The following is a 13,985-nucleotide window of genomic DNA, read 5'->3' on the forward strand; positions in this document are numbered from 1 at the left end:
AGCTGATGCCGCTTGAAGGCGATGCCCCTTCGATCCCCTTTTTTATTCTTTGAACCAGAAAGTTTTTTCATGACCCAACACCGCATTGCCGTGATTCCCGGAGATGGCATTGGCAAAGAAGTCATGCCTGAAGGCTTGCGCGTCATGGACGCTGCTGCCCGCAAATTTGGCATTGATTTGCACTTCGACCACTTTGACTTTTCCAGCTGGGACTATTGCGAAAAGCACGGCCAGATGCTGCCTGACAACTGGAAAGACCAGATCGGTGGTCACGACGCGCTTTACTTCGGTGCCGTGGGATGGCCTGACAAAATTGCCGACCATGTCTCTTTGTGGGGCTCGCTGCTGCTGTTCCGCCGTGAGTTTGACCAGTACATCAACCTGCGCCCGGCCCGGTTGATGCCCGGCATCATCGCGCCCGTGGTGCGGCGCGACGGCAGCGCACGCCAGCCCGGCGAGATCGACATGTACATCGTGCGCGAAAACACCGAAGGCGAATACTCCAGCGTAGGCGGCCGCATGTTCCCCGGCACCGAGCGCGAAATCGTGATGCAAGAATCCATCATGACCCGCATCGGGGTGGACCGTGTCCTGAAGTTCGCCTTTGAATTGGCCCAGAGCCGCCCCAAAAAGCACCTGACCAGCGCCACCAAATCCAATGGCATTGCGATCACCATGCCTTATTGGGACGAACGAGTGGCCGAGATGGCCCAAGCCTATCCCGGCATCAACGTCGATAAGTTTCACATCGACATCCTGACCGCACATTTTGTGCAACGCCCCGACTTTTTTGACGTGGTGGTGGCCAGCAATTTGTTTGGCGACATCCTCAGTGATTTAGGCCCTGCGTGCACGGGCACCATTGGCATCGCGCCCAGCGCCAACCTGAACCCCGACCGCAAGTTTCCATCGCTGTTCGAGCCTGTGCATGGCTCCGCGCCAGATATCGCGGGCAAAGGCATTGCCAACCCCATTGGCCAGATTTGGTGTGGCGCCATGATGCTGGAATTTTTGGGCCACAAAGACGCACACGATGCGGTGTTGGGGGCCATCGAAAAGGTATTGGCCGCAGGCAAGGATGCACCACGAACCCCCGATTTGGGCGGCACTGCAAAAACCGCTGACGTGGGTCGCGCCATTGTCGATGCGCTTTAAAGGGGCGTGAATGACGGCAGGTGGCGCTTGTTTCCTGATCAAAAACTGTGGCGTGCTTCGCTGATTGCGTGTTTTCGAGGCTAGAATTCAAGCCCCACAGTCGTACTGTGAACCCCATTTCCAGTCCACTGCCGGTTGTGCCGGTTTGTCACTTCAAGAGGTTTCTTGTGAACAAAACAGAACTGATCGAACACATTGCAAAACAAGCAGACTTGTCCAAAGCTGCTGCCGGTCGCGCATTGGAAGCCACAATGGGCGCCGTGCGTGCTACCTTGAAAAAAGGCGGCACGGTGTCTTTGGTCGGGTTCGGTACATTTGCCGTGGGAAAACGTGCAGCCAGAGTCGGTCGCAATCCACGCACTGGCGCAGCGATTAAAATCAAGTCAGCCAAAGTTCCAAAATTCCGTCCAGGCAAAGCCTTGAAGGATGCTTTGAACTGACAACACTTTTCAGGTGGGGCGCTTAGCTCAGTTGGTAGAGCGGCTCCTTTACACGGAGTAGGTCGGCGGTTCGAGACCGTCAGCGCCCACCACCCTATAAAGTAAAGGCGAACCCAGTGTTCGCCTTTTTTCTTGACAACACGAGACTTCAAACATGTTTGATTCCATTCGCAATAACTCCAAAATCTTGATGGGGTTGTTGTTCTTGCTGGTGATTCCTTCTTTTGTGCTGTTCGGCATTGAGGGCTACAGCCAGTTTGAAGACAAAGGTGCCGTGGTTGCCAAGGTCGATGGTCAAAAAATCACGCAGTCCGAGTGGGATGCTGCCCATCAGGCTGAAGTGGATCGCATTCGTGCTTCGGTCCCTAATTTGGACCCCAAACTGCTCGACTCTGCGCAAGCCCGTTACGCCACGTTGGACAAAATCGTCAATGAGCGCTTGATCGCTCGCGCATCTGAGAAACAACTCTTGGTCACCAGTGACCAGCGTTTGGCGCGTTACCTGCAACAAGATCCGTCCATTGCAGGTTTGCGTGGCGCAGACGGCAAACTGGACATGGAACGCTACCGTCAACTGGCGGCCAGCCAGGGCATGACGCCAGAAATGCTGGAAGCTCGCGTGCGTCGCGATCTGTCCAATCAGCAAGTTCTTGCAGGTTTGCAAGGCTCGGTGTTTGCCACGCAGCGCCAAACCGACATGGCCCTGGATGCGTATTTGCAGCGCCGCGAAATTCAGCTAAAGCGGTGGGCTCCTTCTGACTTTGCGGCCAAGGTTGAAGTGGTCGATGCAGACCTGCAGCGTTTTTACCAAGACAAATCAGAGCTTTTCCGCACGGTTGAAAACGTGGATGTTGAATTTTTGGTCTTGGATGTGGCGGCATTGCAAGCCAAGATCAATTTGCCTGAGCAAGACCTGAAGGCCTATTACGAACAAAATCTACAGCGCTTGGGTGGCCAAGAGCAGCGCCGTGCCAGCCATATTTTGATCAACGCAGCGAAAGACCTGCCAGCGGCAGACAAGCAAAAAGCCCGCGCCAAGGCCGAAAGCCTGCTGGATGCAGTGCGCAAGGCACCCAAAACTTTTGCTGATGTCGCTCGCAATAATTCGGACGACACGGGTTCTGCCAGCCGTGGCGGAGATCTCGACTTTTTTGCACGCGGTGCGATGGTCAAACCTTTCGAAGATGCCGCATTTGCGCTTCAAAAAGGCGATGTCAGCGACATCGTTGAGTCGGATTTCGGTTTCCACATCATTCAACTGACCGACATCAAATTGCCTCAAGCGCCTTCGTTCGAGTCCATGCGCCCCCAGCTAGAAGCCGATCTGCGCAAGCAACAAGCCCAGCGCCAGTTCGCTGAATTGGCCGAGACGTTCAGCAACAGTGTTTATGAGCAATCTGACAGCTTGGCACCTGTGGCCGAGCGCTTGAAATTGGCGGTTCAAAAAGCCCAAGGCCTGACCATGACTCCTGCAGCGGGTGCCCAGGGTGTGTTGAACAACCCTAAATTGTTGCAAGCGGTATTTTCTGAAGATGCTCTGGTCAAACGTCGGAACACCGCCGCCGTTGAGGTGGCTTCCAACACCTTGGTGTCTGCCCGTGTTGTCACACATCGCCCGGCCGCTGTGCGTCCGTTTGAAGAAGTCAAAGCCGACGTGCGACAGCTTTTGATCCAGGCCAAATCGGCTGAGTTGGCCAAAGCCGAGGGTCAAGCCCGATTGGCCTCTTGGAAGACCGATCCATCACAGGCCAACTTGGGCGGTGCTGTGACGGTGTCTCGGGATCAAGCTCAAACGTTGCCTCAGGCTGTGATGGATGCTGCTTTGCGTGCTGACCCCTCAAAAATGCCCGCCTTGATGGGGGTCGATCTGGGCGCACAGGGTTATGCCGTTGTTCGGGTCAACAAAATCGTGCCCCGGCCTGAGGTCAATGCGCAGCAGTCAGAGCAGAGCCGCGAGCAATTTGCACGCTTGTGGGGTCAGGCGGAATCGCAAGCCTACTTGGCCAGCTTGAAGGCGCAGTTCAAAGTTGAAATGTTGGCTGAAAAACCCCAAAAGATGGGCGACTTAGCCGCTAAAAAGCCCTGAGCTTCAGGCTATAATATCGATCTACGGTGGCTGTAGCTCAGTTGGTAGAGTCCAGGATTGTGATTCCTGTTGTCGTGGGTTCGAGCCCCATCAGCCACCCCAAAAATTTAAAAAGCCCTTCCGAATCCGGTGGGGCTTTTTTTTGTGCATCACTTTGTTTGTGGTGCCGACTTGTCCCCTGTTGATCACTTGATACCCCCTGTTTATCCACAGGGTTATCCCGTGACGCCCAGCGCGGCGGGGGCTAACATGGCCTTTTGATTTGCCGGTTCTAAATGTCTGCTGTTTTCTCCCCCCATTTGAGCGAATTTCCCTCGGACCTGTCCTCTGACAGCCAAATTGCCAAGTTGCGCGTTCCACCCCATTCCATCGAGGCCGAATCGAGTGTCTTGGGTGGTTTGTTGCTGGACAACGCAGCTTGGGATCGGGTGGGTGATTTGCTGGTTGATTCAGATTTTTACCGGCACGAGCACAAGTTGATCTATGCCGCGATTGGTGCATTGATCAACGCCTCGAAACCCGCTGACGTAATCACTGTCAGTGAGCATCTTCAAAACCAGGGCAAAACCGCAGAAATGGGTGGTTTGGCTTACCTGAATTCCTTGGCGCAATACGTGCCCAGTGCCAGCAATATCCGTCGCTATGCCGAGATCGTTCGCGAACGTTCAATTTTGCGCAAGCTGGTGACGGCGAGTGACGAGATCGCGACCAACGCGTTTAACCCGCAGGGCAAAGCGATTGACCGCATCCTGGACGAAGCAGAGCAAAAAATCTTCAACATCGGTGAAGAAGGCTCGCGCATGAAGCAGGGTTTCCAGTCGATGGACACGCTGGTGGTCGAACTGCTTGACCGCGTGCAGGAAATGGCCGACAACCCCAATGACATCACGGGTGTGCCAACAGGTTTTTACGATTTGGACCGCATGACATCCGGTTTGCAGCCGGGCGACATGGTGGTCTTGGCGGCACGTCCATCCATGGGTAAAACGGCCTTTGCGATCAACATCGCTGAGCACGTGGCCTTGAACGAGGGTTTGCCGGTGGCCGTGTTTTCCATGGAAATGGGCGCATCTCAATTGGCTGTTCGCGTGGTCGGCTCGATCGGTCGCATCGACCAAGGCCATTTGCGCACAGGCAAGCTCAGCGACGAAGAGTGGCCGCGCTTAACCGAAGCCATCGAGAAGCTGCGCACGGTGTCTTTGCACATTGATGAAACGCCGGGCCTGACACCGTCTGAACTGCGTGCCAACGCCCGTCGCCTGGCGCGGCAGTGCGGCAAGTTGGGTTTGATTGTGGTGGACTATTTGCAGCTCATGAGCGGTTCTGGCGGCTCGGGTGGCGACAACCGTGCGACCGAGTTGGGTGAAATTTCACGTGGCCTCAAAATGCTGGCCAAAGAACTTCAATGCCCGGTGATTGCGCTGTCGCAGCTCAACCGAAGTGTCGAGCAACGTACCGACAAGCGCCCCATGATGAGCGACCTGCGAGAGTCCGGCGCGATCGAGCAAGATGCCGACATCATCATGTTCATTTACCGCGATGACTACTACAACAAGGATTCCAAAGATCCGGGCGTGGCAGAAATCATCATTGGCAAACAGCGTAACGGCCCCACAGGCACGGTCCGTTTGACCTTCCTGAAGAACCTGACTCGTTTTGAAAGCCTGGCGTCGGGTCTGAGCGACGATTACTGAGACCCGACGGGTTTCGCAGGCGAGCGCTTAAAGCGCCTCGCTGGCAAAGTCTGCCAAGCGCGAACGCTCACCACGCGCCAGGGTGATGTGGCCTCCATGAGCCCAGCCCTTGAAGCGGTCCACCGCATAGGTCAAACCCGATGAGCCTTCCGTCAGGTAGGGCGTGTCGATTTGGGCCAAGTTGCCCATGCAGATGATTTTGGTGCCTGGGCCTGCGCGCGTGATCAGCGTTTTCATTTGCTTGGGCGTCAAGTTCTGTGCCTCGTCAATGATCACGTACTTGTTCATGAAGGTCCGTCCTCGCATGAAGTTCATGCTCTTGATCTTGATGCGGCTCTTGATCAATTCATTGGTTGCGGCACGGCCCCATTCGCCGGCATTGCCGCCATCGCCTTTGGCCAGAAACTCAAGGTTGTCATCCAGAGCGCCCATCCAGGGGCCCATTTTCTCTTCTTCTGTGCCCGGCAAAAAGCCGATGTCTTCGCCCACGCTCACCGTGGCGCGGGTCATGATGATTTCGGTGTATCGGCGGTCATCCAGCACTTGTGTCAAGCCCGCAGCCAGGGCCATCAAGGTTTTGCCTGTGCCCGCAGTGCCCGCCAGCGTCACAAAATCGACGTCCGGATCGGTCAGCAGATTCATCGCAAAGTTTTGTTCGCGGTTGCGGGTGGTGACGCCCCAGATGGCATTTTTCTGGTGGGTGAAGTCTCTCAAAGTGCGCAATACCGCTGTTTTGCCTCGAATCTCGGTCACGCGTGCATACAAACTGGGTTCGCCGGGCGCCTCGAAATAGACAAACTGGTTCATGAACAGACTGGGCACAATGGGGCCGCTGATGCGGTAGAACGTGTGCGTGCCTTGCTGCCAGCTCTCCACGGTTTTGCCGTTCTTGATCCAGAAATCCGCTGGCAATGCCAGTGATCCTGGGTAAAGCAGGTCGCCATCTTCCAGGGTTTTGTCGTTTTGGTAGTCCTCAGCCTGCAGGCCCAAAGCCCTCGCCTTGACCCGCATGTTGATGTCCTTGGACACCAAGACCACTTCGCGCGGGGCTTGTAATTGGCCCAATGCTTTGACAACGCCCAGAATCTGATTGTCTGCCTTGCCTTGTGGCAGGGCCAAGGGCAGGCTCAGATCGAGTGCCTGGGTCTGGAAGAACAACTGGCCCATGGCATCGGTATGGCCCGTGGCACTCAAGGGTGAGCCTTTGCCCAAATCGGCACCTTGAGCACTGGCCAAAGCGTCCAGTGAACGGCTGGCTTGGCGCGCATTGCGCGCCACTTCGGTCATGCCTTTTTTATGGCCATCTAGCTCTTCGAGCACGATCATTGGCAAGAAGACATCGTGCTCCTCGAAGCGGAACAGGCTCATGGGGTCGTGCATCAGCACATTGGTGTCGAGCACAAAGAGTTTGCTCGGCCCGATTCGGCGTTTGGGGCGGCTCACAGGCGCAAAGCTGGGCTTCGTGGCAGCGGGTGCAGTGTCAACTGGGGGAGTCACAACGGCATTGGATGCTTTGCGGTTGCGTGCTGTCCGTTTTGGTTCCGTGGCAACGGGTGTTTGCGCGGATGCGGTCCGAGATACAGGTGCTACAGGCGCAGCTGCCTTGGTTTCGACTTGCTCCATGACTGGCGCGTTTTCTGCCTCAGTAGTTTGGGCTTCGAAAGCGGTATGGGTCAAGCGACTGGCGCGTTGGGTGGGGGCAGGTGGCAGTGGCATGAGCGAAGGCCTCTTGATAAGTGAAAAAATCTGACGCCGAAAAATAAAAAGCCGCCTGGAGGCCAAGGCGGCTTTTTAAGAGAGCGGTGAGGGGGCTGATGTTCAGCGGCATGAAATCATTATGCACGAGCCGAATGACAAAACCCGCGGGCTTGAATCAAGCCACTGCAGCGGCTTTCTTCAGGTCTTTAACGGCCTTGAGTACTTCTTCTACATGGCCTGGGACTTTCAGGCCACGCCACTCTTGCTTGAGTGTGCCGTCTGCGCCAACCAAGAAGGTGCTGCGCTCAATGCCTTTGACTTTTTTGCCGTACATGATTTTATTTTTGACCACGCCAAACATGTGGCACATTTTTTCTTCTGTGTCGGCAATCAGCTCAAACTGCAATTCCAGCTTGGCTTTGAAATCGTCGTGCGATTTCATGTTGTCACGCGACACACCCAGAACCAAGGCGCCGGCTTTGACGAAATCCTTGTATTTGTCCCGGAACTGCATGGCCTCGGTGGTGCAGCCAGGGGTGTTGTCTTTGGGGTAGAAAAACAAAACCACGGGTTGACCGAGGTGGGAGATGTTCGAAACTTTCAGGCCGCTGGTCGCGTTCGCTTCAAATTCGGGGAGGGGTTTGTTAAGAACGATCGCCATAAAACTTTGATCTCGCTTGACAGGTTGAGCGCTTGCCGCCATCAACTGGCGTCAGGTTCGCTAAAGGCCGTGGGCCTTGGCAACCTTAGATTTTACTCTGAATGAGGGGCCCCATCGCCCGAACCCTCGGAAACAAGCTAAGTGGCAAACGCATGCTTTAAGTTTCCAGCAGCAAAGCGACCACAACTTTGCGTCCTTCGCTGGCCAGAATGTTGTAAGTGCGACAGGCGGCGGGAGTGTCCATGGTTTCCACGCCGATACCGCGCTCAATCAGGGGTCTGAGCCAGGCTGGCTGCGGAAACCGCAGGCGCTGGCCACTGCCAAATATCACCAGCTCCGCTCCGCTCAAGGCCAATGTTTCAAAATTTTCTGATTTAAGCACTTCAAAACGGTGAACTTCCCATGCCTTGGGCGCAGCGCCCGGCAGGCTGCTGACGATCAGGGAGTGGTCGAATTTTTGTCCATTGACCTCAATCCATCCTTCGCCATAGGCATTGATGGTGAGGCTGTTTGATTTGTCGGGTTGTAATTTCATGGGGTGATCTGGGCTGGCTGGGCGTATTCAGTCCAACATTAGGGGCGCGGCTCTGGGTTGTGGGGCCGAAACGGCTGTGAAATGTGGTCAAATTATAGGTTTTCCCCTCTCGCAACTGCCTTTGGAGGCACTTTGAAGCCCATTCAAAAATCTGCCAAGCTCGCCAACGTTTGTTATGACATTCGCGGTCCCATCATGGACCGCGCTCGTCAAATGGAAGAGGACGGGCAAAAGATCATCAAATTGAACATCGGAAACTTGGCAGTTTTCGGCTTCGATGCGCCAGAAGAAATTCAGCAAGACATGATTCGCAACTTGCCCAATTCGGCAGGTTACTCAGACAGCAAAGGTATTTTTGCTGCCCGAAAAGCCGTCATGCATGAGACCCAAAAACAGGGCATTTTGGGCGTGACCCTGGATGATATTTATCTGGGCAACGGTGCGAGCGAATTGATTGTGATGGCCACCAATGGTTTGCTGGACAACGGCGACGAAGTGCTCTTGCCATCGCCTGACTACCCCCTGTGGACGGCGGCGGCCAGTTTGTCTGGCGGCACCCCCGTGCATTACCGCTGCGAAGAGGCCAATGGCTGGATGCCGGATCTGGCCGACATCCGTGCCAAAGTCACGCCCCGTACCAAGGGCATTGTGGTGATCAACCCGAACAACCCGACGGGTGCCCTGTACTCGGACGAGTTGCTCAAGGGCATTGTGGCCATTGCACGCGAGCACGGCTTGGTGATTTTTGCTGACGAGGTTTATGACAAAGTTTTGTACGATGGTGTCAAGCACACGCCTTTGGCCAGTCTGTCGCAGGACGTGCTGACCTTGACCTTCAACTCGCTGTCCAAAAGCTACCGTTCTTGCGGATACAGGGCCGGGTGGATGGTGATCTCTGGCGATAAAAAGAACGCCCGCGATTACATCGAGGGCCTGAACATGCTCTCTAACATGCGCCTGTGCGCCAATGTGCCGGGCCAATGGGCCATTCAAACGGCACTGGGCGGGCATCAGAGCATCAATGAGTTGGTTGGCGAAGGTGGCCGCTTGCGCAAGCAGCGCGACCTGGCGTATGAGCTGATCACGGCCATCCCGGGTGTGACTTGCGTGAAGCCGCAAGCGGCGCTGTACATGTTTCCCAAGCTCGATCCTCGGATTTATCCGGTCAAGGATGACCAGGATTTTTTCTTGCAACTGCTGGAAGAAACCAAGGTCATGTTGGTCCAGGGTACGGGCTTCAATTGGCCTGATACAGATCATTTCCGCATCGTATTTTTGCCGCACGAAGACGATTTGCGCGAAGCCATCGCACGCGTTGCGCGCTTTTTGCAAGGTGCTCGCCAACGTTTTGGCACTGAAGCCTTGGTGGCCTGAATTCACAAAATCAATGCCCGAGTTTTCGGGCTCACCTTACTGTAGTAAAGAAGTCGAAAAATGAAACCGATCAAAGTAGGCCTGTTGGGCATGGGCACTGTGGGCAGTGGCACATTCAATGTGCTCAAGCGCAACCAGGGTGAAATTCAGCGACGGGCTGGCCGAGGTATCGAAATCACCATGGTGGCCGACCTCAATGTGGCGCGGGCCAAAGAGCTGGTGGGCGAGGGCGTTCAAGTGGTGGCCGATGGCCGCGAGATCATTGCCAACCCTGAAATCGACATCGTCATTGAATTGATTGGCGGGTACGGTATTGCCAAAGTGCTGGTGCTTGAGGCCATTGCCGCAGGCAAGCATGTGGTCACCGCCAACAAGGCCTTGTTGGCCGTGCACGGCACAGAGATTTTTGCCGCAGCGCAAGCCAAAGGCGTGATGGTGGCTTTTGAGGCCGCTGTGGCCGGGGGCATTCCCATCATCAAGGCGCTGCGCGAAGGCCTGACGGCCAACAGCATCCAGTGGGTGGCGGGCATCATCAACGGCACCACCAATTTCATCCTGTCCGAGATGCGCGACAAGGGTCTGGATTTTGGTGTGGTGCTCAAGGAAGCCCAGCGTCTGGGTTATGCCGAAGCCGACCCGACCTTTGACATCGAGGGTGTCGATGCTGCGCACAAAGTGACCTTGATGAGCGCGATCGCCTTTGGTATTCCGGTCCAGTTTGACAAAGCTTACGTGGAAGGCATCACCCAATTGGGCGCCGCAGACATCAAGTACGCCGAGCAACTGGGTTACCGCATCAAGCTGCTCGGCATCACCAAGCGCACGGCACAAGGTGTCGAGTTGCGCGTGCACCCCAGCTTGGTACCTACACAGCGATTGATCGCCAATGTCGAAGGTGCCATGAACGCCGTGATGGTGCAAGGCGATGCCGTGGGCACCACTTTGTATTACGGCAAAGGCGCAGGCTCAGAGCCGACAGCCAGCGCCGTGATTGCCGATCTGGTTGACATCACCCGTTTGCACACCGCCGATCCGCTGAACCGTGTGCCGCATTTGGCGTTTCAGCCGAATGCCATGAGCAGTTTGTCGGTGTTGCCGATGTCCGAGGTGGTGACCAGCTATTACCTGCGTTTGCGCGTGGCCGATCAGGCCGGCGTGTTGGCCAAGTTGACTGGCCTTTTGGCCCAGGCCGACATCAGCATCGATGCCGTTTTGCAGCGCGAGGCCGATCAGGTCAGCCAGGCAGGCGAGAACCAGACCGATGTGATCATCCTGACTCACGACACGCGTGAAGGCACCCTGAATGCTGTTTTGGCCGAAATGCAGGCGCTGCCCACCGTGATGGCGCCGATTGTGCGCATTCGCAAGGAAGAGTTGAACTGATGCGTTACCTGTCGACACGCGGCCATGCAGACCGCAAACAATTTTGTGAAATCCTGCTCGAAGGCTTGGCCCCTGATGGTGGTTTGTACCTGCCAGAAAGCTATCCCAAGCTGGATGCGGCTGCGCTGACTCGTTTGCGCGAAGTCTGGACAAGCCAAGGCTACGCGGCTTTGGCCTTCGAGGTTTTGTCGCTCTACATTGACGACATTCCCAGCGATGACTTGCAGGCCCTGTGTCGCAAGACTTACACCCAAGAGGTGTTCGGCACGAAAGAGATCGTCCCGCTCAAACCCTTGCAGGCCGCAGGTCAGCTCCAAGCTGATTTGTATCTGGAAGCCTTGTCCAACGGCCCGACCTTGGCCTTCAAGGACATGGCCATGCAGCTGCTGGGCAACTTGTTTGAATACGAGTTGGCGCGGCGCGGCGAAGAGCTCAACATTTTGGGTGCGACATCAGGCGACACGGGCAGTGCGGCCGAATACGCGATGCGCGGCAAAAAAGGCGTGCGGGTTTTCATGACCAGCCCACATGGCCGCATGAGTCCTTTTCAGCAAGCCCAAATGTTCAGTCTGTTGGACGAGAATATTTTCAACATCGCCATTGACGGCGTGTTCGATGATTGCCAGGACATTGTCAAAGCCGTGTCCAACGATCTGGCGTTCAAACGCCGTTACAAGATCGGCACGGTCAATTCGATCAACTGGGCCCGCTTGCTGGCCCAGGTGGTGTACTACTTTGCAGGGTACTTTCAGGCCACGCAAAACAACGATCAGAAGGTCAGCTTCACGGTGCCGAGCGGTAATTTTGGCAACGTTTGTGCAGGCCATGTGGCCCGCATGATGGGTTTGCCGATTGACCGTTTGGTGGTCGCCACCAACGAAAACGATGTGCTCGACGAGTTCTTTCGCACGGGCATCTACCGTGTGCGTGGCACTGCCGACACGCATGAAACCTCCAGCCCCTCAATGGACATCTCCAAGGCCAGCAATTTCGAGCGCTTTGTGTTCGACCTGCTGGAGCGCGATGGCGGCCGAACCAAAGCCATTTTTGGCGAAGGCCTCAGTCGCGAGGGTTTTTTCGATCTGTCAGGCGATGCCCGCTTTGCCAAGGCGGCCACGGTGTACGGTTTCGACAGCGGTCGCAGCACCCATGTCGACCGTCTGAAAACGATTCAGCAAGTGTTTGCCAGTTATGGCGTGATGATCGACACGCACACCGCCGATGGTGTGAAGGTGGCCAAAGAGCACCTGAATGCACAAGTGCCCATGATCGTTCTGGAGACAGCTTTGCCCATCAAATTTGCATCGACGATCGTCGAGGCCTTAGGCCGTCAACCTGATCGCCCCGCCCAATTTGAAGGCATCGAGTCCCTGCCCAAGCGCGTGCTGATCATGAAGGCGGATGTGGATCTGATCAAGTCCTTCATCACGCAACACTGCGATTGACGCTCATGACCACAGCACCACGCGCCCCCTTGATGTCACTTGATGAAGCGCTGAAAACGCTGTTGGCTCAAATCAGCCCCTTGATGGGCCATGAGTCGGTGGCGACGCTGGACGCCGACGGCCGCATTCTGGCGCAAGACCTGGTTTCGTCTTTGCAGGTGCCTGCTTTTGACAACTCGTCCATGGACGGGTACGCGGTGCGCAGCGCCGATGTGCAGGAAGCTGGCGTCGAGTTGACAGTGACACAGCGCATTGCCGCAGGTCATTTTGGGCAACCTTTGCTGCCAGGGCAAGCTGCGCGCATTTTCACCGGGGCACCTGTGCCCCCGGGTGCAGACGCCATCGTGATGCAAGAGCAAACCGAACGGGTGTCAGCAGACGTCCCCGATCGGGTTCGTTTTTTGACGCAAGCCGAAGCGGGACAGTGGGTGCGCCGCAGTGGCGAAGACGTCCGCATGGGCGATACCGTTTTGAAGCGTGGGCAAAAACTGGGCCCTGCTGAATTGGGTTTGGCGGCCAGCCTGGGTTTGGCTCATCTTCAGGTCATGTCGCGCCCCAAAGTGGCTTTGTTTTCAACCGGCGATGAGTTGGTCATGCCCGGAGATGTGGCTCCGGCAGACATGTTGCCTGGCGCTATTTACAACTCGAACCGGTTTTTCTTGCGGGCTTTGTTGCACCGTTTGGGTTGCGAAGTCAGCGATCTCGGCATTGTTCCTGACCGCCGCGAAGCCACCATCGCTGCCCTCAAAACAGCGGCTGACCACCACGATCTGATCGTGACCAGTGGCGGCGTTTCGGTGGGCGAAGAGGACCATGTCAAACCTGCCGTGCAAGCTTTGGGTGCATTGGCGCTCTGGCAGATCGGCATGAAGCCCGGAAAACCGTTTGCGTATGGCCATGTTCGGCGCGAAACAGCACCCGGTATGGCACATTTTGTCGGCCTGCCGGGCAATCCCGTGTCGAGCTTCATGACCTTTTTGCTCTTGGTTAAACCTTTGATTTTGGCGCTGCAAGGGGCGGAACAAGTGGCCCCTGTTTGCATGACTTTGCCCGCCCATTTTGATGTGCCCAAGGCCGACAAACGGCGCGAATTTTTGCGCGTTCGACGCAATGCGCAAGGCGGTTTGGATCTGTTTCCAAACCAAAGCTCCGGCGTTCTGACCTCTGTGGTTTGGGGCGATGGTGTGGTGGACAACCCTGCTGGCCACACGATTGCCCGCGGCGACAGCGTTAATTTTTGGCCATTTGCGGAGTGGTTGTCATGAAGATCCAGGTGCGTTACTTTGCTTCGCTAAGAGAGACCATTGGCGTGGCCAGTGAGTCGGTGGAAACGGCCTGCGACAACGTGGCCAGCTTCAGGCAGCAACTGATCGCGCTTGGCGGTGTTCATGCCGAGTGTCTGGCCATCGGACGCCCCGTGCGTGTGGCGGTCAATCAGGTCATGGCCAATGACGACACGCCGCTGCCTGGCGATTGCGAAGTGGCGTTTTTCCCGCCGGTCACAGGAGGATGAA

Annotated in this window: 12 protein-coding genes and 2 tRNA genes; 11 read left to right on the top strand and 3 right to left on the bottom strand. The window is 56.0% G+C overall.

What is annotated here, in order from left to right; all coding sequences use genetic code 11:
- Positions 1-69 precede the first annotated feature (69 nt).
- The 6 genes from ACZ5RG_RS05630 (at position 70) to dnaB (ending at position 5,375) form a co-directional block, all read left to right on the top strand.
- Positions 70-1,155 carry a tartrate dehydrogenase gene (locus ACZ5RG_RS05630; RefSeq protein ID WP_298599403.1) on the top strand — a complete coding sequence of 362 codons (1,086 nt, stop codon included), beginning with the start codon at positions 70-72 and terminating at the stop codon, positions 1,153-1,155.
- 167 nt (positions 1,156-1,322) lie between these two features.
- Entirely contained in the window at positions 1,323-1,595 is a 273-nt protein-coding gene (locus ACZ5RG_RS05635) for an HU family DNA-binding protein (RefSeq protein WP_298599400.1), read from the top strand.
- A 16-nt stretch (positions 1,596-1,611) separates the two neighbouring features.
- Positions 1,612-1,687 (top strand) — tRNA-Val (locus tag ACZ5RG_RS05640).
- Positions 1,688-1,749: 62 nt separating this feature from the next.
- Positions 1,750-3,681 (top strand): SurA N-terminal domain-containing protein, encoded by a 1,932-nt coding sequence (locus tag ACZ5RG_RS05645; protein WP_464447992.1) that lies wholly within the window; start codon positions 1,750-1,752, stop codon positions 3,679-3,681.
- A 26-nt stretch (positions 3,682-3,707) separates the two neighbouring features.
- A tRNA-His gene (locus ACZ5RG_RS05650) sits at positions 3,708-3,783 on the top strand.
- 173 nt (positions 3,784-3,956) lie between these two features.
- Positions 3,957-5,375, top strand: a complete 1,419-nt coding sequence (gene dnaB, locus ACZ5RG_RS05655; protein ID WP_312260877.1) for a replicative DNA helicase — start codon at positions 3,957-3,959, stop codon at positions 5,373-5,375.
- Between the two features lie 27 nt (positions 5,376-5,402).
- Here dnaB and ACZ5RG_RS05660 read toward each other — a convergent pair whose 3' ends face one another.
- The 3 genes from ACZ5RG_RS05660 to ACZ5RG_RS05670 all read right to left on the bottom strand — a co-directional run bounded on the left by ACZ5RG_RS05660 (position 5,403) and on the right by ACZ5RG_RS05670 (position 8,269).
- Positions 5,403-7,091: a PhoH family protein gene (locus tag ACZ5RG_RS05660; RefSeq protein ID WP_464447993.1), complete on the bottom strand. Its 1,689-nt coding sequence runs from the start codon at positions 7,089-7,091 to the stop codon at positions 5,403-5,405.
- Between the two features lie 157 nt (positions 7,092-7,248).
- Positions 7,249-7,734, bottom strand: a complete 486-nt coding sequence (locus ACZ5RG_RS05665) for a peroxiredoxin (RefSeq protein ID WP_026036456.1) — start codon at positions 7,732-7,734, stop codon at positions 7,249-7,251.
- Positions 7,735-7,891: 157 nt separating this feature from the next.
- Complete coding sequence (locus ACZ5RG_RS05670; RefSeq protein WP_312260871.1) at positions 7,892-8,269, bottom strand: Mth938-like domain-containing protein; 378 nt, start codon at positions 8,267-8,269, stop codon at positions 7,892-7,894.
- A 132-nt stretch (positions 8,270-8,401) separates the two neighbouring features.
- On the opposite strand from ACZ5RG_RS05670, the gene ACZ5RG_RS05675 reads away from it, so the two are divergent.
- From ACZ5RG_RS05675 to moaD, 5 genes are read left to right on the top strand one after another with little or no spacing between them, the layout of a single operon-like run.
- Entirely contained in the window at positions 8,402-9,643 is a 1,242-nt protein-coding gene (locus ACZ5RG_RS05675; RefSeq protein WP_298601446.1) for a pyridoxal phosphate-dependent aminotransferase, read from the top strand.
- A gap of 60 nt (positions 9,644-9,703) precedes the next feature.
- Positions 9,704-11,026, top strand: coding sequence for a homoserine dehydrogenase (locus tag ACZ5RG_RS05680; protein ID WP_464447994.1), 1,323 nt, complete (start codon positions 9,704-9,706; stop codon positions 11,024-11,026).
- Complete coding sequence (gene thrC, locus ACZ5RG_RS05685) at positions 11,026-12,471, top strand: threonine synthase (protein ID WP_464447995.1); 1,446 nt, start codon at positions 11,026-11,028, stop codon at positions 12,469-12,471. The genes ACZ5RG_RS05680 and thrC overlap by 1 nt, the downstream gene beginning before the upstream one ends.
- Before the next feature lie 5 nt (positions 12,472-12,476).
- Complete coding sequence (locus tag ACZ5RG_RS05690) at positions 12,477-13,736, top strand: molybdopterin molybdotransferase MoeA (RefSeq protein WP_315137656.1); 1,260 nt, start codon at positions 12,477-12,479, stop codon at positions 13,734-13,736.
- Positions 13,733-13,984 carry a molybdopterin converting factor subunit 1 gene (moaD, locus tag ACZ5RG_RS05695; protein ID WP_298601455.1) on the top strand — a complete coding sequence of 84 codons (252 nt, stop codon included), beginning with the start codon at positions 13,733-13,735 and terminating at the stop codon, positions 13,982-13,984. The genes ACZ5RG_RS05690 and moaD overlap by 4 nt, the downstream gene beginning before the upstream one ends.
- Position 13,985 lies beyond the last annotated feature (1 nt).

This window comes from Limnohabitans sp. TEGF005 (assembly GCF_055394835.1).

Excerpts from the sequence above, each read along its gene's own strand:
- ACZ5RG_RS05630 (WP_298599403.1), top strand. The coding sequence starts at position 70 with ATGACCCAACACCGCATTGCCGTGATTCCCGGAGATGGCATTGGCAAA.
- ACZ5RG_RS05645 (WP_464447992.1), top strand. The coding sequence starts at position 1,750 with ATGTTTGATTCCATTCGCAATAACTCCAAAATCTTGATGGGGTTGTTG.
- dnaB (WP_312260877.1), top strand. The coding sequence starts at position 3,957 with ATGTCTGCTGTTTTCTCCCCCCATTTGAGCGAATTTCCCTCGGACCTG.
- ACZ5RG_RS05660 (WP_464447993.1), bottom strand. The coding sequence starts at position 7,091 with ATGCCACTGCCACCTGCCCCCACCCAACGCGCCAGTCGCTTGACCCAT.
- ACZ5RG_RS05665 (WP_026036456.1), bottom strand. The coding sequence starts at position 7,734 with ATGGCGATCGTTCTTAACAAACCCCTCCCCGAATTTGAAGCGAACGCG.
- ACZ5RG_RS05670 (WP_312260871.1), bottom strand. The coding sequence starts at position 8,269 with ATGAAATTACAACCCGACAAATCAAACAGCCTCACCATCAATGCCTAT.
- ACZ5RG_RS05680 (WP_464447994.1), top strand. The coding sequence starts at position 9,704 with ATGAAACCGATCAAAGTAGGCCTGTTGGGCATGGGCACTGTGGGCAGT.
- thrC (WP_464447995.1), top strand. The coding sequence starts at position 11,026 with ATGCGTTACCTGTCGACACGCGGCCATGCAGACCGCAAACAATTTTGT.
- ACZ5RG_RS05690 (WP_315137656.1), top strand. The coding sequence starts at position 12,477 with ATGACCACAGCACCACGCGCCCCCTTGATGTCACTTGATGAAGCGCTG.
- moaD (WP_298601455.1), top strand. The coding sequence starts at position 13,733 with ATGAAGATCCAGGTGCGTTACTTTGCTTCGCTAAGAGAGACCATTGGC.